This window comes from Serratia sp. PGPR-27, from assembly GCF_022678525.1.
Classification (GTDB): domain Bacteria; phylum Pseudomonadota; class Gammaproteobacteria; order Enterobacterales; family Enterobacteriaceae; genus Serratia; species Serratia nematodiphila.
The window spans coordinates 77,884-98,100 of record NZ_JALBYS010000014.1; the positions used below are offsets into that span (position 1 = coordinate 77,884).

The 20,217-nt window shown below is 60.3% G+C and carries 19 protein-coding genes and 1 riboswitch; of the genes, 7 read left to right on the forward strand and 12 right to left on the reverse strand.

Annotation, left to right across the window (positions count from 1 at the left end; genetic code table 11):
• Positions 1 to 101 precede the first annotated feature (101 nt).
• Positions 102 to 743, reverse strand: coding sequence for a tetracycline resistance transcriptional repressor TetR (gene tetR / locus MMS95_RS10075; RefSeq protein WP_015377927.1), 642 nt, complete (start codon positions 741 to 743; stop codon positions 102 to 104).
• A gap of 64 nt (positions 744 to 807) precedes the next feature.
• On the opposite strand from tetR, the gene tet(41) reads away from it, so the two are divergent.
• From tet(41) to MMS95_RS10095, 4 genes are all read left to right on the forward strand, one after another.
• Positions 808 to 1,986: a tetracycline efflux MFS transporter Tet(41) gene (tet(41), locus tag MMS95_RS10080; RefSeq protein ID WP_099981899.1), complete on the forward strand. Its 1,179-nt coding sequence runs from the start codon at positions 808 to 810 to the stop codon at positions 1,984 to 1,986.
• A 197-nt stretch (positions 1,987 to 2,183) separates the two neighbouring features.
• Positions 2,184 to 3,140, forward strand: a complete 957-nt coding sequence (locus tag MMS95_RS10085) for a sulfonate ABC transporter substrate-binding protein (protein WP_085058691.1) — start codon at positions 2,184 to 2,186, stop codon at positions 3,138 to 3,140.
• A gap of 258 nt (positions 3,141 to 3,398) precedes the next feature.
• Positions 3,399 to 4,133, forward strand: a complete 735-nt coding sequence (locus tag MMS95_RS10090; RefSeq protein ID WP_004938065.1) for a MurR/RpiR family transcriptional regulator — start codon at positions 3,399 to 3,401, stop codon at positions 4,131 to 4,133.
• Between the two features lie 128 nt (positions 4,134 to 4,261).
• Positions 4,262 to 5,698: a 6-phospho-beta-glucosidase gene (locus MMS95_RS10095; protein ID WP_031299656.1), complete on the forward strand. Its 1,437-nt coding sequence runs from the start codon at positions 4,262 to 4,264 to the stop codon at positions 5,696 to 5,698.
• Between the two features lie 56 nt (positions 5,699 to 5,754).
• On the opposite strand, the gene MMS95_RS10100 is transcribed toward MMS95_RS10095, so the two are convergent.
• The 6 genes from MMS95_RS10100 to MMS95_RS10125 form a co-directional block, all read right to left on the reverse strand.
• Positions 5,755 to 7,092, reverse strand: coding sequence for a D-serine ammonia-lyase (locus MMS95_RS10100; protein ID WP_049279542.1), 1,338 nt, complete (start codon positions 7,090 to 7,092; stop codon positions 5,755 to 5,757).
• 108 nt (positions 7,093 to 7,200) lie between these two features.
• On the reverse strand, positions 7,201 to 7,890 hold the full coding sequence (locus MMS95_RS10105; RefSeq protein ID WP_033632990.1) for a VIT family protein: 690 nt from the start codon (positions 7,888 to 7,890) through the stop codon (positions 7,201 to 7,203).
• A 26-nt stretch (positions 7,891 to 7,916) separates the two neighbouring features.
• A complete protein-coding gene (locus MMS95_RS10110) occupies positions 7,917 to 8,390 on the reverse strand; it encodes a VOC family protein (RefSeq protein ID WP_015377932.1) in 474 nt (157 codons plus the stop codon).
• Between the two features lie 11 nt (positions 8,391 to 8,401).
• The gene (locus tag MMS95_RS10115; RefSeq protein ID WP_004938082.1) at positions 8,402 to 8,752 is read right to left on the reverse strand and encodes a DUF1428 family protein; all 351 of its coding nucleotides are present in this window, start codon (positions 8,750 to 8,752) and stop codon (positions 8,402 to 8,404) included.
• A 104-nt stretch (positions 8,753 to 8,856) separates the two neighbouring features.
• Positions 8,857 to 10,299 carry a GGDEF domain-containing protein gene (locus MMS95_RS10120; protein WP_103085298.1) on the reverse strand — a complete coding sequence of 481 codons (1,443 nt, stop codon included), beginning with the start codon at positions 10,297 to 10,299 and terminating at the stop codon, positions 8,857 to 8,859.
• Positions 10,300 to 10,619: 320 nt separating this feature from the next.
• The gene (locus MMS95_RS10125; RefSeq protein WP_232733398.1) at positions 10,620 to 10,781 is read right to left on the reverse strand and encodes a GNAT family N-acetyltransferase; all 162 of its coding nucleotides are present in this window, start codon (positions 10,779 to 10,781) and stop codon (positions 10,620 to 10,622) included.
• 220 nt (positions 10,782 to 11,001) lie between these two features.
• Here MMS95_RS10125 and MMS95_RS10130 point away from each other — a divergent pair, with 220 nt between their 5' ends.
• Entirely contained in the window at positions 11,002 to 11,184 is a 183-nt protein-coding gene (locus MMS95_RS10130) for a hypothetical protein (protein WP_004938091.1), read from the forward strand.
• 48 nt (positions 11,185 to 11,232) lie between these two features.
• Here the strand turns inward: MMS95_RS10130 and MMS95_RS10135 are convergent, their stop codons facing one another.
• Complete coding sequence (locus MMS95_RS10135) at positions 11,233 to 13,662, reverse strand: DUF3772 domain-containing protein (protein WP_242141628.1); 2,430 nt, start codon at positions 13,660 to 13,662, stop codon at positions 11,233 to 11,235.
• 449 nt (positions 13,663 to 14,111) lie between these two features.
• Here MMS95_RS10135 and MMS95_RS10140 point away from each other — a divergent pair, with 449 nt between their 5' ends.
• Complete coding sequence (locus MMS95_RS10140) at positions 14,112 to 15,842, forward strand: ABC-F family ATP-binding cassette domain-containing protein (RefSeq protein ID WP_242141629.1); 1,731 nt, start codon at positions 14,112 to 14,114, stop codon at positions 15,840 to 15,842.
• 334 nt (positions 15,843 to 16,176) lie between these two features.
• The gene (locus MMS95_RS10145; RefSeq protein WP_076741221.1) at positions 16,177 to 17,025 is read left to right on the forward strand and encodes an inositol monophosphatase; all 849 of its coding nucleotides are present in this window, start codon (positions 16,177 to 16,179) and stop codon (positions 17,023 to 17,025) included.
• Here MMS95_RS10145 and MMS95_RS10150 read toward each other — a convergent pair.
• From MMS95_RS10150 to MMS95_RS10165, 4 genes are all read right to left on the reverse strand, one after another.
• On the reverse strand, positions 16,968 to 18,344 hold the full coding sequence (locus tag MMS95_RS10150; protein WP_242141630.1) for a cation diffusion facilitator family transporter: 1,377 nt from the start codon (positions 18,342 to 18,344) through the stop codon (positions 16,968 to 16,970). The genes MMS95_RS10145 and MMS95_RS10150 overlap by 58 nt on opposite strands.
• Before the next feature lie 26 nt (positions 18,345 to 18,370).
• A complete protein-coding gene (locus MMS95_RS10155; protein ID WP_242141631.1) occupies positions 18,371 to 18,550 on the reverse strand; it encodes a hypothetical protein in 180 nt (59 codons plus the stop codon).
• A gap of 107 nt (positions 18,551 to 18,657) precedes the next feature.
• Complete coding sequence (gene mgtS, locus MMS95_RS10160; protein WP_004938109.1) at positions 18,658 to 18,750, reverse strand: protein MgtS; 93 nt, start codon at positions 18,748 to 18,750, stop codon at positions 18,658 to 18,660.
• Positions 18,751 to 18,879: 129 nt separating this feature from the next.
• Positions 18,880 to 19,902, reverse strand: coding sequence for a magnesium transporter (locus MMS95_RS10165; RefSeq protein ID WP_242141632.1), 1,023 nt, complete (start codon positions 19,900 to 19,902; stop codon positions 18,880 to 18,882).
• A 75-nt stretch (positions 19,903 to 19,977) separates the two neighbouring features.
• Positions 19,978 to 20,151, reverse strand: a riboswitch (M-box (ykoK) riboswitch).
• Positions 20,152 to 20,217 lie beyond the last annotated feature (66 nt).

Sequence of the window (20,217 nt, forward strand, 5' to 3'; positions counted from 1 at the left end):
AATTATCATCAAAAGACTTGATAATGTTAAGGGAATGTAGCCGCCATGGCTTTAACGAAAAGTGGGTATTTTCTATAAATTTCCGATAGATAAGCCCGGTTTTATGATTGCGTCCCGTGATTATTGGCGTTCGTCAACGCGGCCTCGGCACCGTCGACCAACAGCCGCACGCTGGCTTCGAACAGCGCGTCTGCACCCTTATCCTGCAAAGTTTCCCAGCCTTCGCACAGCAGCGGGTAACGCTGGCGATCGGCGTCATTCAGCGTATCGTCCGGCTGCATTTGCTGCTCTTCCAGCACCCAGCCTACGACGAAGCGCCCGACGGCGAACAGCAAATTCACCGCGCGTTCAGGCGTCAAGCCCGCCCGGCACAGCAGCGCCACCTTGGCCTCGATAATGGCGAATTGCGGCTCCTGCGGCCGGGTGCCGGCATGCAGACGCGCGCCGTCGCGGTAAGCCAGCAGCGCCCGACGGAAATTGCTCGCATTGGTGACAACCCAATCCTGCCAGGGCATGTCGGCGGGCACCTCTTCACGGTGATCCAGCATGATGGTTTCCGCCATCGCCTTCAGCAGCTCGGCTTTGTTCTTGAAATGCCAATAGAGCGTGGGAGATTGCACGCCCAAATGTTGCGCCAGGCGACGGGTGCTCAGAGCATCGATGCCGATTTCATTCAGCAGCGCCAGCGCTCCGCGCAGGACGGTTTCACGCGTTAAACGTATCGTAGTATTTTTTTCACTCATCTCTCTATCACTGATAGGGTAACTATGGAATACTCAATACTCTATCACTGTTAGAGTCACAATCTTGAAAAAACCTATGCTGGTTATTTTGTTGACGGTGTTGCTGGATGCGGTGGGCATCGGTCTGATCATGCCGATCCTGCCGGTGCTGTTGCGCTCGCTGGGCGGTCTTGACGCCGGCAGCCTGCATTACGGTGCCCTGCTGGCGGCCTATGCGCTGATGCAATTCCTGTTTTCACCGATCCTCGGCGCGTTGAGCGATCGCTTCGGCCGGCGGCCGGTGCTGTTAATTTCACTCGCCGGCGCCGCGGCCGACTACCTGCTGATGGCGTTCGCGCCGACGCTGGCCTGGCTCTATCTGGGCCGGTTGCTGGCGGGCATCACCGGCGCCAACATGGCGGTCGCCACCGCTTACGTTACCGATATTACTCCTGCCGGCCAGCGCGCGCGGCGTTTCGGCCTGGTGGGCGCGGTGTTCGGCGTCGGCTTTATCGTCGGCCCGCTGCTCGGCGGTTCGCTGGGCGAGTGGCATCTGCATGCGCCCTTCCTGGCGGCGGCGGCGATGAATGCCCTCAACCTGGCGATGGCGTTTTTCCTGCTGCCGGAATCGCGTAAACCCCGCACCCGCGCCGCCGAGAAAATCCGCCTCAATCCCTTTTCGTCATTGCGACGGCTGCACGGCAAACCGGGCCTGCTGCCGCTGGCCGGCATTTATCTGATCATGGCGCTGGTTTCACAGGCGCCGGCCACGCTGTGGATTTTATACGGCCAGGATCGTTTCGGCTGGAGCATGATGGTGGCGGGCCTGTCGCTGGCCGGTTACGGTGCCTGCCACGCGCTGTCGCAGGCCTTCGCCATCGGCCCGCTGGTCGCGCGGCTCGGCGAACGCAAGGCGCTGCTGATCGGCCTGACCGCCGACGCGCTGGGCCTGGTGCTGTTATCGATCGCCACGTGCGGCTGGGCGCCCTTTGCGCTGCTGCCGTTCTTCGCCGCGGGCGGTATGGCGCTGCCCGCGCTGCAGGCGTTAATGGCGCAAAAGGTGGACGACGACCATCAGGGCGAACTGCAAGGGACGCTGGCCAGCATGGGCAGCCTGATCGGCGTCGCGGGGCCGCTGGTGGCGACGGCGCTGTATGCCGCCACGCGCGATGTCTGGCCCGGCCTGGTCTGGGCGTTGGCCGCCGCCCTCTATCTGCTGGTGCCGCCGTTGCTGGCGCGTTCGCGCGAGCGTGACGCGGCATAGCGTAGAGATCCCCTTCTCCCGCTTAAGTTCATTTATGGCTAAGCAAGGCATTATTCAGCATAAGCGGGCGCTTTACACGCCACTGCGCCGCTCATTATCATCGCCCTTATCCCGCCGCAGGAAAATTTGAATGCCGTTTCATGACGTTACGCCCAGCGCGTATCGCTATTGTTCACTTCGCCTATCGGAAAATCAGGATGAGAAAACTCACAACGCCGCTGATCGCCGCCCTGCTGCTGGGCCTGTTTAGCCTGCCGGCCGGCGCGCAGGAGAAACCGCAGCAAATCACCATCGGTTACCAGAAAGCCAACATTTTTGCGCTGCTGAAATACCGCGGTACGCTGGAAAAAGCCCTTGAGCCGCAGGGCGTCAAGGTTCGCTGGATAGAATTCCCCGCCGGCCCGCAGATGTTGGAGGGGTTGAACGTCGGCAGCATCGATCTGGCGGCGACCGGCGACGCGCCGCCGGCCTTCGCGCAAGCCGCCAAGGCCGATCTGGTTTATTTGGCGCATTCGCCGCCCAGCCCGAAAACCGAAGCCATCGTGGTGCCGCAGGATTCGCCGATCCGCTCCGTGGCCGATCTGAAAGGCAAACGCGTGGCGTTGAACAAAGGGTCTGACGTCAATTACCTGCTGGTGAGCGCGCTGGAACAGGCCAGCTTGAGCTACAAGGACATCACGCCGGTCTATCTGCCGCCGAGCGATGCCCGCGCCGCCTTCCAGCGTGGCAGCGTCGACGCCTGGGTGATTTGGGATCCCTACTACGCCGAGGTGGAAACCCGCGCCAACGCCCGCCTGCTGAAAGACGCGGAGGGCCTGGTGCCGCACTACACCTTCTATCTCGCCAGCCGCCGCTTTGCCGAAACCTACCCGGACAGCGCCAAACAGGTGATTCAACAGCTCGGCGCGCTGAGCGACTGGGCCAACGAGCATCCACAGGAAGCGGCGGCGATCCTCGCTCAGAGCACCGGTCTGGATCAGGCCATTTGGGCCAGAGCCATCGCCCGCATGCCGTTCGGCAGCCAGCGCATGTCGCCGGAGGTGTTCAGACAGCAACAGCAGTTGGCGGATAAATTCACCGCCATCGGGCTGCTGCCGGTTAAGGTGGATGTCAACGCCGCCCGCTGGTCCGAAGATAAGCCCGAGGCGCCATAGCCTTTGCCGCGCTTTGGCTTTAGAAAGCAGAAACCGGCATTTTGCCGCCGGCATCCGCTGGCCTATGCTAACCCTGTGTGATGAAACGCGTTTTCATGGCATGTCTTCCGGAACGTTTTGCTTTAATTTGTTCGTCGTGAACCCTGGGCCGCCCCTGACTGGTGCGGCTTTTCTTTTTGTTCGGCAGTGTCGGCGGCGGCGAATTTTGCTATGGTAACCCGCAGATAAATGTCCCGTTTTCAGCCGCCGGATCGACCCATGTTTACCCATAAAGCAATCGCCGAGCTCAACGCCCTGGAGCTGATGGTTTATAACTACGTCAGCAAACACAAAAATCAAGTGATGTACATGACCATCCGCGAGCTGGCCGAGGCCGCCGGCGTATCCACCACTACCGTGCTGCGATTTTGCAAAAAAATGGGTTGCGACGGTTATTCAGAATTTCGCATCCGTTTCAAACTGTATCTGGAGCAAAGCGATGCGCCGCCGGTCGATTCCGGCATCGGCGAAATTCTCAGTTTTTTTAAAAGCGTCAGCAACGACGAATTTAATCAGTTACTCGATGAAGCGGCGCACCATATCGCCGCCGCCGAGCGGATTATTTTCGTCGGCATCAGCACCTCTGGCGCCTTGGGGAAATATGGCGCGCGTTTCTTTTCCAACGTCGGTAAATTCAGCACCCATATCGACGATCCTTATTATCCCGTCAACAGCGATATGTATAAAAACGCGGTGGCGATCATGTTATCAGTCTCCGGCGAGACCGAAGAGATCCTGCGGCTGGCGAGCCAGTTCAGTCTGCACCACTGCAAGATCATCAGCATCACCAACAACGAAACCTCTTCGCTGGCGCGGCTGGCGGACTTTAATCTCTCCTACCATGTGCCGCAGCATTTGATCGGCGGCCATCACAATATCACCACGCAGATCCCCGTGCTTTACATTATTGAAACCATCGGCAAACGGCTTGGGCATATTAATTCGGCAAAATAAAACAGGCTGTTTTTTTATTGTGACAAATCACTTTGTACGGCGATTTGTTATATCGTGACATTTCTTTTGGTCTTGTTACTCTATTAGCAATGCGAACGTTATTATCCTTCATTAAATAAGATGAGACATTGACGATGAAACAGTTGCCGAAAGATTTTCTGTGGGGAGGCGCGGTCGCCGCGCACCAGGTTGAAGGCGGTTGGGATCGGGGCGGCAAAGGCCCAAGCATCGCCGACGTGCTGTCCGGCGGTTCGCACGGCGTCGATCGCGTGATGACCGACGGCGTGCTCGACGGCTACCGTTACCCCAACCATGAAGCGGTGGACTTCTACGGCCGCTACAAACAGGACGTGGCGCTGTTCGCCGAGATGGGTTTCAAATGCTTCCGCACCTCGATCGCCTGGACGCGCATCTTCCCGAACGGCGACGAAGCAACGCCAAACGAGGCCGGCCTGCAGTTTTACGACGATCTGTTCGACGAGTTGTTGAAATACGGCATCCAGCCGGTGATCACCCTGTCGCACTTCGAAATGCCTTACCATTTGGTGAAAACCTACGGCGGCTGGAAAAACCGCCGGGTGGTGGAATTTTTCGTGCGCTTTAGCGAAGTGGTGATGCGCCGCTACCGCGAGAAGGTGAAGTACTGGATGACCTTCAACGAGATCAACAACCAGAGCAACTACCGCTACCCGCTGTTCGGCTACTGCTGTTCCGGCGTGGACTACACCCAGGAAGACAACCCGGAACAGGCGCTGTACCAGGTATTGCACCACCAGTTCGTCGCCAGCGCGCAGGTGGTCAAACTCGGCCATCAGATCAACCCGGAGTTCAAGATCGGTTGCATGCTGGCCTGCGTGCCGTTCTACCCTTATTCCTGCAAGCCGGACGACGTGATGTACGCCGTGGAGGCGATGCACCAGCGCTATCTGTACACCGACGTGCAGATGCGCGGCTACTACCCAAGCTATCTGCTGCGCGACTGGGAACGCAAAGGGCTGAAGATCGAGATGCAGCCGCAGGACGCGCAGATCCTGCGCGAGGGCTGCACCGACTACATCGGCTTCAGCTATTACATGAGCAACGCGCTGCAGGCCAACGCGGTGGAAGGCAGCGACGGCATGTTCGGCTTCCCGGGCAACGTGCCGAACCCGCACGTCAAGGCTTCCGACTGGGGCTGGCAGATCGATCCGGTCGGGCTGCGCTACTCGCTGAACGTATTGTATGAACGTTACCAGAAACCGCTGTTTATCGTGGAGAACGGCTTCGGCGCCTTCGACAAGGTGGAAGCGGACGGCCAGATCAACGATGACTATCGCATCGACTATCTGCGCGCCCATATCGAAGAGATGAAAAAAGCGGTGATTGAAGACGGCGTAGACCTGATCGGCTATACGCCGTGGGGCTGCATTGACTGCGTGTCGTTCACCACCGGCGAGTACAGCAAGCGCTACGGCTTTATCTACGTCGATAAACACGACGACGGCACCGGCACGCTCGAACGTTCGCGCAAGAAAAGCTTCGACTGGTATCGCCGGGTGATCGCCAGCAACGGCGAACAGCTTTAACCGCACGGCAAACCAATCAGGGGCGATGTTCGCCCCTTTTTACTTTATATTGCGCCTTACTCAGCCGTCTGCCCGGCGGCGAGGTACTTCGCCATTTCCGCTGGCGGCACCATGCCGCCGCCGGTCGCCCACACCAGATGCGTCGCCTGCGCCAGGCTTTCCGCGCTCACCCCTTGCCCGCTAAGCTGTTGCGCATTGGCCTCCATGCGCCACGGCCCGGCCATGCCCGCCAGGGCGGAGGGTTCCAGCTGGATATGCTCGTGCCTGTCCAACAACCCGAGCAATGCGAACATCTCTTCGTCGCTCAGCGTGTAAAATGCGCTCAGCAGGCGCTCCATTGCCCGGCCGACAAAACCGGAGGCGCGCCCCACCGCCAGCCCGTCCGCCGCCGTGCGGTTGTCGATGCCGAGATCTTGCACCGCAATGCCGTCATGCAACCCGCTGTAGACACCGAGCAGCATGCAGGGGGAATGGGTCGGTTCGGCGAAAATGCAGTGAACGTGATCGCCGAACGCCAGCTTGAGGCCAAAGGCCACACCGCCCGGCCCGCCGCCGACGCCGCACGGCAGATACACGAACAGCGGATGCTGCGCGTCCACCACAATACCCTGTTCGGCAAACTGCCGCTTCAGGCGGCCACCCGCCACCGCGTAGCCGAGGAACAGGGTTTGCGAGTTTTCATCGTCGATAAAGAAGCAATTCGGATCGTTCGCCGCCTGTTGGCGCCCTTGCTCGACCGCCACGCCGTAATCTTCGGCGTATTCCACCACCGTCACGCCATTGTCACGCAGCTTCTGTTTTTTCCACTCTCGCGCATCCGCCGACATGTGCACGCTGACATCAAATCCCAGGCGGGCGCTGATGATGCCGATGGATAATCCCAGATTGCCGGTTGATCCGACGGCGATGCGGTACTGACGGAAGAACTGACGAAACGCATCGGAACACAGTCGGGCGTAGTCGTCACCGATCTGGAGCAGCCCCGCCTCCAGCGCCAGTTTCTCCGCGTGCGTCAGCACCTCATAGATGCCGCCGCGCGCTTTGATTGAACCGGAAATCGGCAGATGGCTGTCCTTTTTCAATAGCAGACGCCCGCCCAACGCCTGCCCATAGCGCCGATCCAACGCCTGCTGCATGGCGGGGATCGCCACCAGCTCGGATTCGATGATCCCCTTTGTCGGTTGGGTTTCCGGGAAGGCCGCCGCGAGATAAGGCGCGAAACGCGCCAGGCGCTGCTCGGCTTCGGCCACGTCGGCGGCGGTCAGCCCGACATGGGGCAAGCCGGCGGCCAGCGTGGTCGCACGCGGATTGAACCAGGTGATCGGCTCGAGAGCGACCATTTGCTGCAGCAGCGGATGCTGCGCAACCCACGCTTGAATCTGTGATTTTTGCATAAGAGTCCCTGACTGATTTGGCGTTGCCGTCACCATGCCGTGAACGCCGGCGGCTGACAAATGATAAATTCTGAGTTTGAGGTGCAATAGATTGATGCAAACGCGGCGTTAGCCTGCCGTCACGCCAAACAGCAGGCCGACGCCGGAAGAAACCGCCATCGCCAGTGCGCTCCAGATGAGGATGCGCGCCACGCCCGGCAAGATCGGCGCCCCGCCGGTTTTCGCGGCGATGCCGCCGAGAACGCCGAGGGAAATCAGCGCCGACGCCACCAGCGCCGGCCGCGTCCAGGTGACCGGTGCCCACAGCGCCACCAGCAGCGGCAGCAGCGCGCCGAGGGAGAAACTGAGGGCCGACGCCAGCGCGGCCTGCAGCGGCCGGGCGCGGGTGACGGAGGAAATGCCCAGCTCGTCGCGCGCGTGCGCCTCCAGCGCATCATGCGCCATCAGTTTTTCCGCCACCTGCCGGGCCAGCGCCGGATCCAGCCCGCGATGCACGTAGATTGACGTCAGTTCGCGAAACTCCCCCGGATAGTCTTCGAGCAGCTCCGCCTGCTCTTCCGCCAGCGCGGCCTTTTCGGTATCCGCCTGCGACGAGACCGACACATACTCGCCGGTGGCCATCGACATCGCACCGGCCACCCACCCGGCAACGCCGGCGATCATCAGCGCGGAATGCGCGGCGCTGGCCGCCGCCACGCCCAGCAACAGGCTGGCCGTCGAAACGATGCCGTCGTTGGCGCCGAGCACCGCCGCCCGCAGCCAGCCGATGCGTTCAATACTGTGCCGCTCTCGATGCATCCTTTCTCTCCTTCGTTCTCTTTCCGCTAGCCCCGCGCCGCCGCTTCCAGCCCGGCGATGTCGATTTTGCCCATCAGCAGCATCGCTTCCGTGACCCGCCGCACACGAGCGGCGTCGGGATCGTTCATCAACTCCGTCAGGCGCCGCGGCACAATTTGCCAGCACAGCCCCCAGCGATCGCGCAGCCAGCCGCACTGCTCCGCCTCGCCGCCCTCGCTCAAGGCATCCCACAGCCGGTCGACTTCCGCCTGATCGTCACATTCCACCATCACGGAGAAACTGTGGTTGAACGGATCCAGCGGCCCGGCTTCGATCGCCGCGTAGCGCTGGTCCCCCAGCGTGAAAGAAGCCAGTTTCACGCTGCCGGCCGGGCCGCTCGGCGTATCCGCCGGCAGGTCGGAAAACCAGTTCACGGACGAACCGGGGATCAGCGCGACATAGCAATTCAGCGCCGCTTCCATGTCCTTTTCAAACCACAGATGTTGCGTAATTCTGGCCATTTGCGCCTCCTTTACGCATCGAGGATCGGCGCGAACCCGCCAAAGATCATGCGTTTGCCGTCAAACGGCATCTCACCGAGCGCCTTCATGCGCGGATCGTTCATCATTTTCTCGTTGGCGGCGTCGCGCACCGCTTTGGAGGGGTACTCTATCCAGCTGAACACCACCACTTCACCTTCTTGCGCCTTCACCGCGCCGCGAAAGTCGGTGAGCTTGCCGTCGGGCACGTCATCGCCCCAACACTCCACGATGCGCGTGGCGCCAAACTCTTTGAACAGCGGCGCCGCTGCGGCCGCCAACCGGTGATAAGCCTCCTTGTTGGCGGCCGGTACCGCCACCACAAAACCGTCTACGTATTTCATCCTGGTATCCTCTTGTCTGATTAAGGACAGTCGGTTCAGCGCGGGCGACGTTGCCTGCGCCCCCTACCAGTTTAGACGGCGGGCGCGCAACCCGGATCGGAAGTTCAGCGCTCAGGATCGTTCGGTGGGTCAGAGTCCGGCGTGGCGACCCGGTTACGGCCGGCGTTTTTCGCTTTGTATACCGCCAGATCCGCCAGTTTGAGCAGGTCGGCCAGGCTGTGGCCGGAACCACCCGGGCAGGTCACCATGCCGATGCTGACGGTGATCTGCAGCGGATGGCCGGCCGGCATGGTGATCGATTCCGCCTCAATGCGTTGCCGCAGCCGTTCGGCCAGCTGCAACCCCTGCTGCGGCTGGCCGAGCGTCGAGACGATAGCGAACTCTTCGCCGCCCATGCGGCCGAACAGATCATCGCCGCGCAAATCGGCGGCGATCGCGCGGGTAAAGGCCATCAGCGCCTGATCGCCGCCGGCGTGGCCGAAACGATCATTGATCGATTTGAAGTAATCAATATCAAGCATCATGACGCATACCAACTCGCCCTTTTGGTCAATCATCCGCTCGCCGCGCTGCATAAACGCATTGCGCGTCAGCACGTGGGTCAGCGCATCGTGGTTCGCCACATGCTCCAGCGTGCGCAGCAGCGCGCTGCGCGCATAGTTCATGCTGGCCACGGCGATGGGCCCCAGCGCCAGCAGCGCGATGCCCAAACGCATCGATACCGCGTTTTGCAACACCTTCATGTCGAGCGTCGTGCTAAGCAACCCGAAATCGATAGCCAGATGGCACCACAGCACATAGATCAGCACCGCAATCATAGTGCAGAACAGTGAGAAGGACATCGCCAGCCACAGCAGCACCGGCATGGGAAAGATCACCGCCCCGGGGCCGCCGATCAGCACGCTGCACACCGCCGCCAGCAACAGCAGCGCCAACACCGTGAGTTTTCGCCCCGCCCGCGGCCATTGGCTGCGCTGGGTGAACATGGCGCCGGCCGCCGCAAGGCGACGTCGCCAATCGGCGGGAAACGCCAGAATAAACGGCATCAGCGTGACGTAGTTGGTGAACTCGGATGAGAACCACAGCGCCAGCGAGGTCAAATAGGGCCTGCCGAACAGCCACTGCGAGGCCGCCGCGCCCACCAAACCGGTCGCGGCGGCGGCGGCCAGGCAGATGCCGAACAGGTACATGCTGGAGGCGCCACGCTGCAGCATACGCGCCGGCGGCGACAGCCGCATGAACAGCAGATACCCCACCACCACGCCGGTCAGATTGGCGGCGTTCAGCAGCAGCGCCTTTTGCAGCGAACTGCCGGTCAGCAGGTCCGCCGCCAGATAGCCCAGCACCGCTATGCCCCATCCGGCGCGCGTGGCCCACTGCGGGCGGCGCACCAGAACCGCCAGCAGTACGGCGTTTACCGGCCAGAATATCGCCAAAAATCCGACGGGGCGGCTCACGATGCCCAACAGGCAAACCGCGAACACCAACAGAAAGACGGTGAGTGCGGGCCAAATTTTCCGGGCATCGGACAACGAGGTGGTTTGCATCTTGGATCCAGAGACTTCTGCTGCGTAAGGTGACAATCTGTTCGTGTCACAACCGTCGACGATGAGGAGAAGATAAGCGGCCGACTCGCCTATTATTGCCAGTTTTGCCGGCCCGGACATCTGTTTATTCATCTAGGAAAAATATATTTGTGTATCAATATATTGACGACACCCGCATACCTGGCGCAGAAACGGCTAAATCGGACGCTTCACTTTGAACATTTCACGCCTCAGTCGGCCTGTTACCGGTAAAAACCGCCGTCTTTTTCCTCAAAAGCAAAATAAGATTTTGCTATGTGGGGTTGTTTTTTCATCCCACGTCAAAACGCCTTGCGATACATCACAAAACCGGGGCGCTCCGCCACCTTGTCGTACAGCCGCATGGCGATCTGGTTGGTTTCGTGGGTATTCCAATAGACGCGCGGCAATCCCAACTGCTGCGCGCGCTCGTAAACCGCCGCGATCAGCGCTATAGGCCGCATACCAGATGTGCGCGCCGTCGTGTTTGACAAAGCCCTGCCTGGAACCGGGCGGCAACGGCGGCGCGCCCTACGCGGCAAAGCGGGTCAAATCGTCGTCGGTTTGCATCTTTCTCCCCTCATTCGCCGAGGTTGAGCATCAATACGGCATCCAGGGAGTATAGTTCGCAGCGGCAAGCGGTGCCGTTCGCTTTCCCGGCATATACTTAAAGGAGGAATCGCAATGGAGGACGGTGAGATGAAGAAGATAATTCTCGTGTTTTTGACGTTGATGCTGAGCGGTTGTATCGGCGGAGGCGGCGGCCCATCGAATGCGCCTTCGGCATCGCCAAATGAACCTTACACCTGCACCAAATCCAGCGCCAACAGCGACTGCTCGCAATCGGTGGAACCATCGATGTACTAGCCGCGCTCGGCGGGCCGTCGCTTAACGGCCCGCCGCCTCAAACCGGCACTAGGAGGAGTGCTCCTCTTCATTGGCCTGATATCGCGTCGCCTGCTGCTTCATAAACACCACTTCCTGCGGGCTGGACAGGCTCACTTCCTGCGCGCGCAGCAGCTTGAGGATATTGAACAGCAGTTCACTCTTGGTGGCGCCGACCATGCGCGGGCTCGGCACATAGCCGGTCACGCTCAGGATAATGCCGTCCGGTCCCAGTTGGCTGAAGCGCACGTAAGGTGCCGGCGTGTCCAGAATGGTTTCGTACTCGTTATAGGCGCTGAGCAAGATATTGCGCACCTGCTCCGGATCGATCGAGGTCGGGAACGTCAACGCGATGGTCACCACGCCTTGCGCGTTGCCCATGGTGGCGTTGCGCACGTTCTGCGAGATCAGCTGCGAGTTCGGTACGATCATGGTGGAACGGTCGCTGAGCTGGATTTCGGTAGCGCGCACGTTGATGCGCCGCACGTCGCCTTCCACGCCGCCGATGCCGATCATATCCCCGACCTTCACCGGGCGTTCGGTCAGCAGGATCAGGCCGGAAATAAAGTTCTTCACAATCTCCTGCAAACCGAAACCGATACCGACCGACAGGGCGCTGACGATCCACGCCAGGTTGCTCCACTGGATGCCCAGCGCCGCCAGGGTGATCAGAATCACCAGCACATAGCCGATATTGCTGAACAGCGTCACCAGCGAGGCGCGGATGCCGACGTCCGAAATGGTCTTCGGCAACAGCTCAGAGCCAAGCCAGCGCCGTACCGCACGCAGGATGTAGATGCCGATCGCCAGGCAGATCACGGCGTTGAGCAGGTTGCCGGGCACGATGTTGAAACGCTGCAAGCCTTCGCCGGTCAGGATCGAGACGATTTTCTCCATCAGCGAGCCCGGCGTGGTGCTGCCGAACGAGCCGTTGAACAACGCGACGATCATCAACAGCAACAGTGAACATTTGGCCAGCGCGGTGGTGATGATCGCCACCTGCTCCAGATGGCGATCCTTGAAGCTGAGCGTTTTCTTCAGCATCTTGCCGCTGACGGTCTGCGGCGAAAACAGCGCGGCGCACAGGTCAGTGGTGAACAGCACCATGAAGTAGAACGCCATCAGCACCAGCACCACCCAGATCAGCTGGTAGGTCAGGAAGCGGGCGAAGGCGATGTAGCCGATAAGCAGGGAAAGCAGGATCACCACCGAACACACCAGGGTGACGATGTGCACCAGCCCGCCGACCAGCGTGCGTTTTTCCAGGTGCGCGCCCTGCTGCTCCAGACGGCGACGAATGCGCTGGCCGCGCAGCGGCGCCGCCAGCAGCACCATGCCGATCAGCCCCGCCACCAGGCCGTTGCCGAAGATGGTGGTGGCCAATGAGGCGCTGACGACGTTGTTGATCAGCTCCACAGTACCGAACGCCAGCGCCAGACCGGCCAGCAGCGGCGAGAAGTAACGCAGCCCGGCGGCCACTTCATTGTCCAGCGAAGCCAAACGCCAGGACGGGCGATTCAGCGACAGCGCCGCACGCCCCAGCCCGGCAATCAGCGCGCAGAAAATCCCCAGACGGTTAAAGCCTTCGGCAAAGTCTTCCAGCATCACCGGCAGCGGCTGCACGCGGATAAAGACGTAATACAGCAGGTTCAGCGCGATCGAGGTGGTGATCACCGTCACCGCCACGGTGATGATGGCCATAAAGCTGCGGCGCAGGCGCCCGTCCGGCAGGAAGCGAATGCTGACCCAGGCGAGGAAACGCTCGGACAAATAGCGCCCCCAGGACCAGACGATCACCGCCAGCGCCAGCAACGCCAGCGTGCCGTACCGCCATTCGTCCTGCCAACTGGCGTCCCAGGCCGCTTTCATCTCGGCGTTGAACTGGTCCAGCCGCTGCACGTCATCCGCTGACGGCTGCACGACCGGCGTCCAGAATTTGACGCCCAAAATGCTGCCGGTGTTCAGCGCCAGCTGGGTTTTGAACGCCACCCGGCGCAGATCGCTGATCTGCTGGCCCAGATCGAAGGCGCTGGTCTTGATGGCCTGCGCGCGTTTTACCGCATCGTCCAACTGCTTCTTGCTGCTGTTCAGCGCATTGCGCTGCTGGGCGACGGCCGGGGTTTCCGGCAGCGCGCCGGCCGCCGGGGCCGGCCCCAGCACGTCCAGCTGCGCCTGCAGTTTTTCCTGCACCGGCTGCAGATCGGCGGACAATTTATCCATGCTGGCGACCAGATCGTCCGTCGCCAACCGCAGCTTGCTGAGCTGGGTGTCGGTCGTCGCTTTGGAAACCAGCTGCTTCATGCTGTCCAACTGCTTTTGCGCGGCTTTCAGCTGCGTAGCGGGATCGGGCACGCTTTCGGCGGCGGGATCATCCTGGGTGGCGGCGACGGCGGCGAACGGCGTCAGTTGCATACCCAACAGCAATAATAACAACAGCAGGAACGGGCGAGGCTTTAACATAAATTCAGTGCTCAGCATCATTATCTGATAGACAGACGAACAGGCGGCGGATGAACCGTCGCTTAACCATAAACGCTAATTATAATAGCTGCTTAATGTCGGCCGAAATACAGTAATTATTCCCATTGTGTGCCACGCGCCCGCGCTCGCCTTAGCTTGCTGATAATTCAGGCGCTTTTACACTGGCGATACGGCATGAAGCGCTCTATAATCCAGCCACCGATTAACCTGCAACCAATAAAAGGAGACTTACTATGCTGACGTGTGAATTGGTTTTTCACTCACACTTCTTTGGTAATCGTCGCCGCTCAAGCATTACCGGTATCGCGCTGCGATAACCCAGCTTGAGCGAAGCTTACTAAATCCAGGATCTTCCCTCCGGCTTACCGGGTTGTCGTCAGCAATGTTTGACGATAGGCATTGTCATGCCTGTAACTCTTGAGTAAGCAATGAGCACATTACTGTCTGCACAATCTGTCGGTTACGACAACGCGTTCGGCGTCCTGCTGAGCGAGATTTCCTTCAGCCTGAAAAAAGGCGACCGCATCGGTTTGATCGGCGATAACGGCTGCGGCAAAAGCACCCTGCTGCAAATTCTCAGCGGCTACCTGCCTGCGCACACCGGAACGGTGACATTGTCACATCAATGTCTGATGGCGCGCATCGAGCAGCACCTGCCGCCGGAACTGCACACCAGCACCCTGCTGGATGCGGTTCTGGCGCGGCTGCCTGCGGGCCAACACCTCAGCGAACGCTGGCGCTGCGAAGCACTACTGGCCGAGCTGGGGTTTGAACCGGCGAGCTGGATGCTGACCGCCGGCACCCTCAGCGGCGGCCAGCATACGCGGCTGCTGTTGGCGCGCGCGCTGATCCGCCAGCCCGATCTGCTGCTGCTCGACGAACCCAGCAACCACCTGGATCTGCCCACGCTGCTGTGGCTGGAACAGTTCTTGCGTAACTGGACCGGCAGCTTCGTGCTGGTGTCGCACGATCGCTACCTGCTCGACCAGGTAACCAACTGCACCTGGATCCTGCGCGACAAAACGCTGCAGTTCTTCCGTTTGCCCTGCTCTGCGGCGCGCACCGCGCTGGCGGAACAGGACGCCGCAGACGAACAGCGGCGACAGGCCGAGCAAAAGGAAATCGACCGGGTGGAAAAAAGCGCCAAGCGCCTGGCGACCTGGGGCAAGGTCTACGACAACGAAGATCTGGCGCGCAAGGCCAAGCAAATGGAGAAGCGCGTCGATCGGTTGAAGGAAGAACAGACCACCCTGACCGCCGGCAGCCCGTGGCGGCTGCGGCTGCAGGGAGAAGCGCTGGACGCTGACCGCCTGCTGGCGCTGCCGCAATGGGCGGTGCGCCCGGCGCCGGATGCGCCGGTGCTGTTCAGCCTGGAACATCTGCGCGTGAAAAGCGGCGATCGCATCGCCATCGTCGGGCGCAACGGCTGCGGCAAATCGTCGCTGCTGCGCCTGCTGTGGCGCGAGTATCAGCAACAAACGCAGCGCCCGGCGCTGTTCCATCCGCGCGTGCGCATCGGCTATTACGATCAGAGCCTGCAACAGCTACGCGATGAAGACACGTTGAGCGAAGCGCTGGCGCAGTTTGCGCCGCTGACCGAGGAACAGCGGAAAATGGCGCTGATCGGCGCCGGGTTTCCTTACCTGCGCCACCATCAGCAGATCCGTTCGCTGAGCGGCGGCGAGCGTTCACGGTTGTTGTTCGTCGGCCTGACGCTGGCCAACCATTCGCTGCTGTTGCTGGACGAGCCCACCAACCACCTGGATATGGCCGGCAAAGAGGAGCTGGCGGAAACGCTGCGCCAATTCCCCGGCGCCGTCATGCTGGTCACCCACGATCGGATGCTGATCGAACAGAGCTGCAACCGCTTTTGGCTGATAGACCAGCAAAAACTGGAGGAGTGGCACGATCTCGCGCCGGTGTACCAGCGCCTGGCGGGTGAAACGCCGGCTCTGCCGACGGCGCACGAGGCCAACGCAGACGCCCCGACGCCAAACCCGCTGTTGGAAGGCGAAGAGGCGTTGCTGACCGCCCTGTTTGCCCTCGAAAGCAAACTGGAGGCCGACCTGGCGCGTAAACCGAAGCATCAAAAACCGGAGCTTCAGGCGCGTTGGCGCCGCGAGATTGCCGACCTCACCGCCCGGTTGCATCTGGGCTAATCCCACAGGCCGCCCGGCGGCCTGTCAGGCTATTGACAAAGAGGGGAAAAAGCGTGGTTTTTCCCCTCTTTGTGGCGATCGGCCGAAAATCAATAAATTGATTTTCCTTGTTTTTTATTCGGTGCTCTCTGCCAACCCGGCTAGGATATAAGGTTTGTCATCAATCTCACAGGCCGCCCGGCGGCCTGTTTTTTCCTCTTTGCAAAAACCGCGTGCCGCCGGCGGTTTGAGACTCGACACGCTGCGCTTTTCTTATCCGCAGCGCTGAGCGACACATTACTTTCATCATTCTCTGGCAGGCTACTGCCATTCTTTTTTCGTTATCAGGCACTCCATGACATCACTCTCTCCACGGGACATCGAGGCGCGCTACCGCTTCGCGCGTGAAATCGCCCGCGCCGCCGCCGATCTCGCCTTCAGCTTTTATCAACGCCGGCAGAGTCTGGCCGTCGAGTTTAAACAGGGCCTGCAGGACGTGGTCAGCGAAGCCGATCGCCGCGTCGAGGCGCTGATCCGCCGTATGATCAACCGTCGGTTTCCCCTGGATGGGTTTCTCGGCGAAGAGAGCGGCGGCAGCAGCGGCGATAACGCCACCTGCGTTTGGGTGGTCGATCCGATTGACGGCACCGCCTGCTTCCTGAACGGGTTGCATACCTGGTGTATCGCGATAGGCGTGGTGATCGACGGCGTGCCAACGATCGGCGTGGTCTACGATCCCAACCACCGCGAGATGTTCCGCGCCTGCCGTGGCCAAGGCGCTTTCCTCAACGGGGAACCGATCGGCGTGCATGCCGGGCGCAGCGTCGCGGATGGCGTGATGGGCGTCGGGATATCACCGCGCGCCTCGGCGGCGGAATTCAGCGGTTTTCTCTGTCGCCTGCTGCAGGCGGGCGGCATGTTCGTGCGCAGCGGCTCCGGCGCGTTGATGACCGCCCAGGTGGCCGCCGGGCGCCTGCTAGGCTATTACGAACCGCATATGAACGCCTGGGACAGCCTGCCTGGGCTGGTGCTGACGCGCGAAGCCGGCGGCGTGGCGAATGACTTTATGCACCACAACGGGCTGCGACGCGGCAACCCGCTGCTGCTGGCCAACGCGGCGCTCTATCCGCAATTGGCCGAGCTGATTCAAACGCCGGGCTTGATCGGCTCGACGTGCCCTATCGCGCGTGAGATGGCCGGATAAAGCGCGCGCAGCCGCCGCTCGACCCGATCGACCGCATCGTGCGCGGCGGCGATGGTTACCGCCGGCGACACCCGGCAGTGGAAGTTGACGATGATGCCGCCGTCGGTTCTGCGCGCCCGGATGTTATGGACGTCTTGCACCTTATCCCCCTGCTCCAGCGCCGACTGCAAAATCAGCCGGATATCGGCCAGCTCGGCGGCGGAAACATCCTCGCTGGCCAGCCAGTGCGGCGTCTGCGGCTCCAGATGGGTCTCTATCTCGGTGTCCTCGCCGATCGCCTGACGCAGGATCCCTTCTATCTCCGTGGCGATATCATGCGCCTGCGCCACGCTGGCGTTGGCCGGCACCGCCAAATCCATGCCGATCGCCATGTGCGTCGGCAACTGCTGCAAGGTGACATTCTGCACCTGCGCGCCGTGATTGGCGGCGATCGCCCGAATGCGCGTTGCCATGTCTTCGTCGCTGCGGGTCTGCGGCACCGCGATGACGGTAAACTCCGCCTTGGCATACTGCTCCCGCAGTCGTTCGACGATTTCTCGCTTGAGCGCATCGATGCGCTCCAGCGGCAAGGTGCGGCACACCGCCACCGTGATCTCGACAAACAGTACGGCGCCGGCGTTGCGAATACGCACGCTTTCGCAGGCCAGCACCGCCGGGAAGCTGTCCAGCGTGGCGCGAATCGCCTCGGTGGCTCCGGCCGGCGCGGCATCCATCAGCGAGTCGAAGGAGCGTTTACCCAGTTTGATTGCCGCGACAAAGATAAAACCGGCGACGATCAGCGCGGCGATGGCGTCCGCACGGCCAAAGCCCAGCAGCACAAACACCATGCCCAGCAGCACCACGCCGGACGAAAGCATGTCGGAGAAGAAATGCAGCGCATCCGCCTCCAGCGCCGCGCTGTCGGTCGCCCTGGCGACGCGGTTGAGCGCCCGCACGCGGAAAAAATCGACGCAGATGGAAATCAGCAGCACCGCGATCACCACCGGCGCCGCGACGATCTCATGCGGTTGTCCGAGCAGGCTACTGCCCGCCTCGTAGACGATCCAACCGGCGGCGCCGAGCAACAGCAACACCTCGAACAGCGCCGCCAGGTTTTCCACCTTGCCGTGGCCGAAGTGGTGATCGTCATCGGCGGGTTTATCGCTGATGCGCACCGCCAGCCAGGTGATGCTGGTGGCGATAAAATCGGTGAAAGAGTGGATCCCTTCGGATATCAGGCCAATACTGCCGGTAAAAATGCCGGCGACGAATTTGCCCGTGGCCAGCAACCCGCTGGCGATCATCGAGTTTCTGGCCACGGCCTGTTTTTCATTTTGCATGATGCTGCTCACATTCGGACGGTGATTTATTTTTTTACTTTAGAGGATAATTGCCAGACAAAGGCGATCAGCAGCATACTGCCAGAGAAAGTCAGCATGAGGCTAGTAAGAAAATTGGATTTTCCGGTGGAATAAAAATAAATCTCATTCACCCTCACCGAAATCATTAAAATGGCGTAGAGCAATCCCAGAATAAGAATCGTCATTATTATCAACTCCCGTTTTAGGCTGCGCGTTCAGCGCGCCGCTAAATCCTCCCCATAATAAATAGCGATCACAGGGAGGATGCATCTAGGCGGATCTTTAGCGTTCATTAATCATCCCATTTGGTGCTCATATAGGCCGCCAACAGGCCCAGCGAGCTGATCATTGCCAGGAATCCCATAAAAATAGTCATGTTTCCCATTATTTTGTCCTCAGGTTAAATGTTATCGATAAAATCCCCTTGCGTTAAATATCGGGGTTGGTCGGCATCCATGGTTTTTAACGTCCTCCTCAGGCTTGTCACATTTCCGCCCTTTACGGGCGGAGCGGTTTAAATACCCAAAACGTGCTGGGCGATTTTGAAATAAATAATCAGGCCGGTGCCATCGATAAAGGTGGCGATAAACGGCGCCGACACCACGGCAGGATCGATGCCGAGACGTTTCAGCAGCATCGGGATGATCGACGAAACAATGGCGCTCCACACGGTGATCGCCACCAGCGACAGGCTGACCACCAGCGTCACCTCCATGCCGACGCCCATGATCCAGGCGCGCACCCAGGCCGCCAGACCAATGGTGACGGCGATCAGCAGCGAGGTCGTGACCTCCTTGCGGATCACCGCGCCCAGGTTGCGCAGGCTGACCTCTCCCAGCGCCATGGCGCGCACCAGCGTCGAGGTGATCTGGGTGCCGCTGTTGCCGCCGGTGCCGATCAGCAGCGGGATGAAGAACGCCAGCGCAATCGCCGCTTCGAGCTGATCTTCAAACGCTTTCAGCACGTTGCCGGTGTAGGCTTCAGCGACGAACAACATCAGCAGCCACACCGAGCGTTTACGCCACAGCGCCCACGGGCTGGTCTCCAGATAAGGCTTGTCCAGCGGCAGGCTCGCGCCCTGGCGTTGTGCATCCTCGGTGTTTTCATCCTCGACCAGCCGGGCGATCTCACGCTCGCCCAGTACGCCGACCAGCGTGTTATTGGCCACCACCGGCACCACGTCCAGCCCCCCTTTGCCCAGCAGATGCGCCACGTCGTTGCGGTCATCGTCGGGCGAAACCTGGAAATAGCTGTAATCCATCATTACGCCGACGGCTTTATCCTGTTCTTCGCACTGCAACAGTTTTTTCACCGACAGTGTGCCGCGCAGATGATAATCGTCCGCGGTAATAAATACCCGGCTGGGAATTTCGTCCGTTTTGAGCTGCGAAAGTAAATATTCCCGGGCATGATTGACCGCCATCGTTGCGGGAACGGTAATAAAATCGGCGTTCATATAACCGGCGACCGAAGTCTCGTCGAGAGTTTCAGTCGCGTTCAGCGCCGGAGAAGAATAGTGTTGATGTGACTTGATCATTTTGTCAGTCCCTATTTCTGTTGTGAACTTCAACAGCGAATCGCATAGGGGCGTAACCACAGAGGGAGTGCAGACTGCCTATCTCCGCGTCCAGGTTTTAGCACTATACAACGTATCCGAGTTGTTGCTCGGAAGTTACTTTGGGCTAAACCTTAATCCGATAAAGCCTGTCTTAACCTTGGGCATCTCTCGATGTCGTCAGATCAGTAACCTGTGTTTGTATAGGAGCCTCGCCAAACGAGATACTGCATATAAACTACCGGCGCAGTATAGGCGTTGTTTTATCCGGCGGGAAGAAAAGATTGCCCGTCGTTT

What these genes read in the sequence shown, in the direction of transcription:
- tetR (WP_015377927.1), bottom strand. Translation starts at nt 743, where the DNA reads ATGAGTGAAAAAAATACTACGATACGTTTAACGCGTGAAACCGTCCTG.
- MMS95_RS10085 (WP_085058691.1), top strand. Translation starts at nt 2,184, where the DNA reads ATGAGAAAACTCACAACGCCGCTGATCGCCGCCCTGCTGCTGGGCCTG.
- MMS95_RS10090 (WP_004938065.1), top strand. Translation starts at nt 3,399, where the DNA reads ATGTTTACCCATAAAGCAATCGCCGAGCTCAACGCCCTGGAGCTGATG.
- MMS95_RS10100 (WP_049279542.1), bottom strand. Translation starts at nt 7,092, where the DNA reads ATGCAAAAATCACAGATTCAAGCGTGGGTTGCGCAGCATCCGCTGCTG.
- MMS95_RS10105 (WP_033632990.1), bottom strand. Translation starts at nt 7,890, where the DNA reads ATGCATCGAGAGCGGCACAGTATTGAACGCATCGGCTGGCTGCGGGCG.
- MMS95_RS10110 (WP_015377932.1), bottom strand. Translation starts at nt 8,390, where the DNA reads ATGGCCAGAATTACGCAACATCTGTGGTTTGAAAAGGACATGGAAGCG.
- MMS95_RS10115 (WP_004938082.1), bottom strand. Translation starts at nt 8,752, where the DNA reads ATGAAATACGTAGACGGTTTTGTGGTGGCGGTACCGGCCGCCAACAAG.
- MMS95_RS10120 (WP_103085298.1), bottom strand. Translation starts at nt 10,299, where the DNA reads ATGCAAACCACCTCGTTGTCCGATGCCCGGAAAATTTGGCCCGCACTC.
- MMS95_RS10125 (WP_232733398.1), bottom strand. Translation starts at nt 10,781, where the DNA reads ATGCGGCCTATAGCGCTGATCGCGGCGGTTTACGAGCGCGCGCAGCAG.
- MMS95_RS10130 (WP_004938091.1), top strand. Translation starts at nt 11,002, where the DNA reads ATGGAGGACGGTGAGATGAAGAAGATAATTCTCGTGTTTTTGACGTTG.
- MMS95_RS10135 (WP_242141628.1), bottom strand. Translation starts at nt 13,662, where the DNA reads ATGTTAAAGCCTCGCCCGTTCCTGCTGTTGTTATTATTGCTGTTGGGT.
- MMS95_RS10140 (WP_242141629.1), top strand. Translation starts at nt 14,112, where the DNA reads ATGAGCACATTACTGTCTGCACAATCTGTCGGTTACGACAACGCGTTC.
- MMS95_RS10145 (WP_076741221.1), top strand. Translation starts at nt 16,177, where the DNA reads ATGACATCACTCTCTCCACGGGACATCGAGGCGCGCTACCGCTTCGCG.
- MMS95_RS10150 (WP_242141630.1), bottom strand. Translation starts at nt 18,344, where the DNA reads ATGCAAAATGAAAAACAGGCCGTGGCCAGAAACTCGATGATCGCCAGC.
- MMS95_RS10155 (WP_242141631.1), bottom strand. Translation starts at nt 18,550, where the DNA reads ATGACGATTCTTATTCTGGGATTGCTCTACGCCATTTTAATGATTTCG.
- mgtS (WP_004938109.1), bottom strand. Translation starts at nt 18,750, where the DNA reads ATGGGAAACATGACTATTTTTATGGGATTCCTGGCAATGATCAGCTCG.
- MMS95_RS10165 (WP_242141632.1), bottom strand. Translation starts at nt 19,902, where the DNA reads ATGATCAAGTCACATCAACACTATTCTTCTCCGGCGCTGAACGCGACT.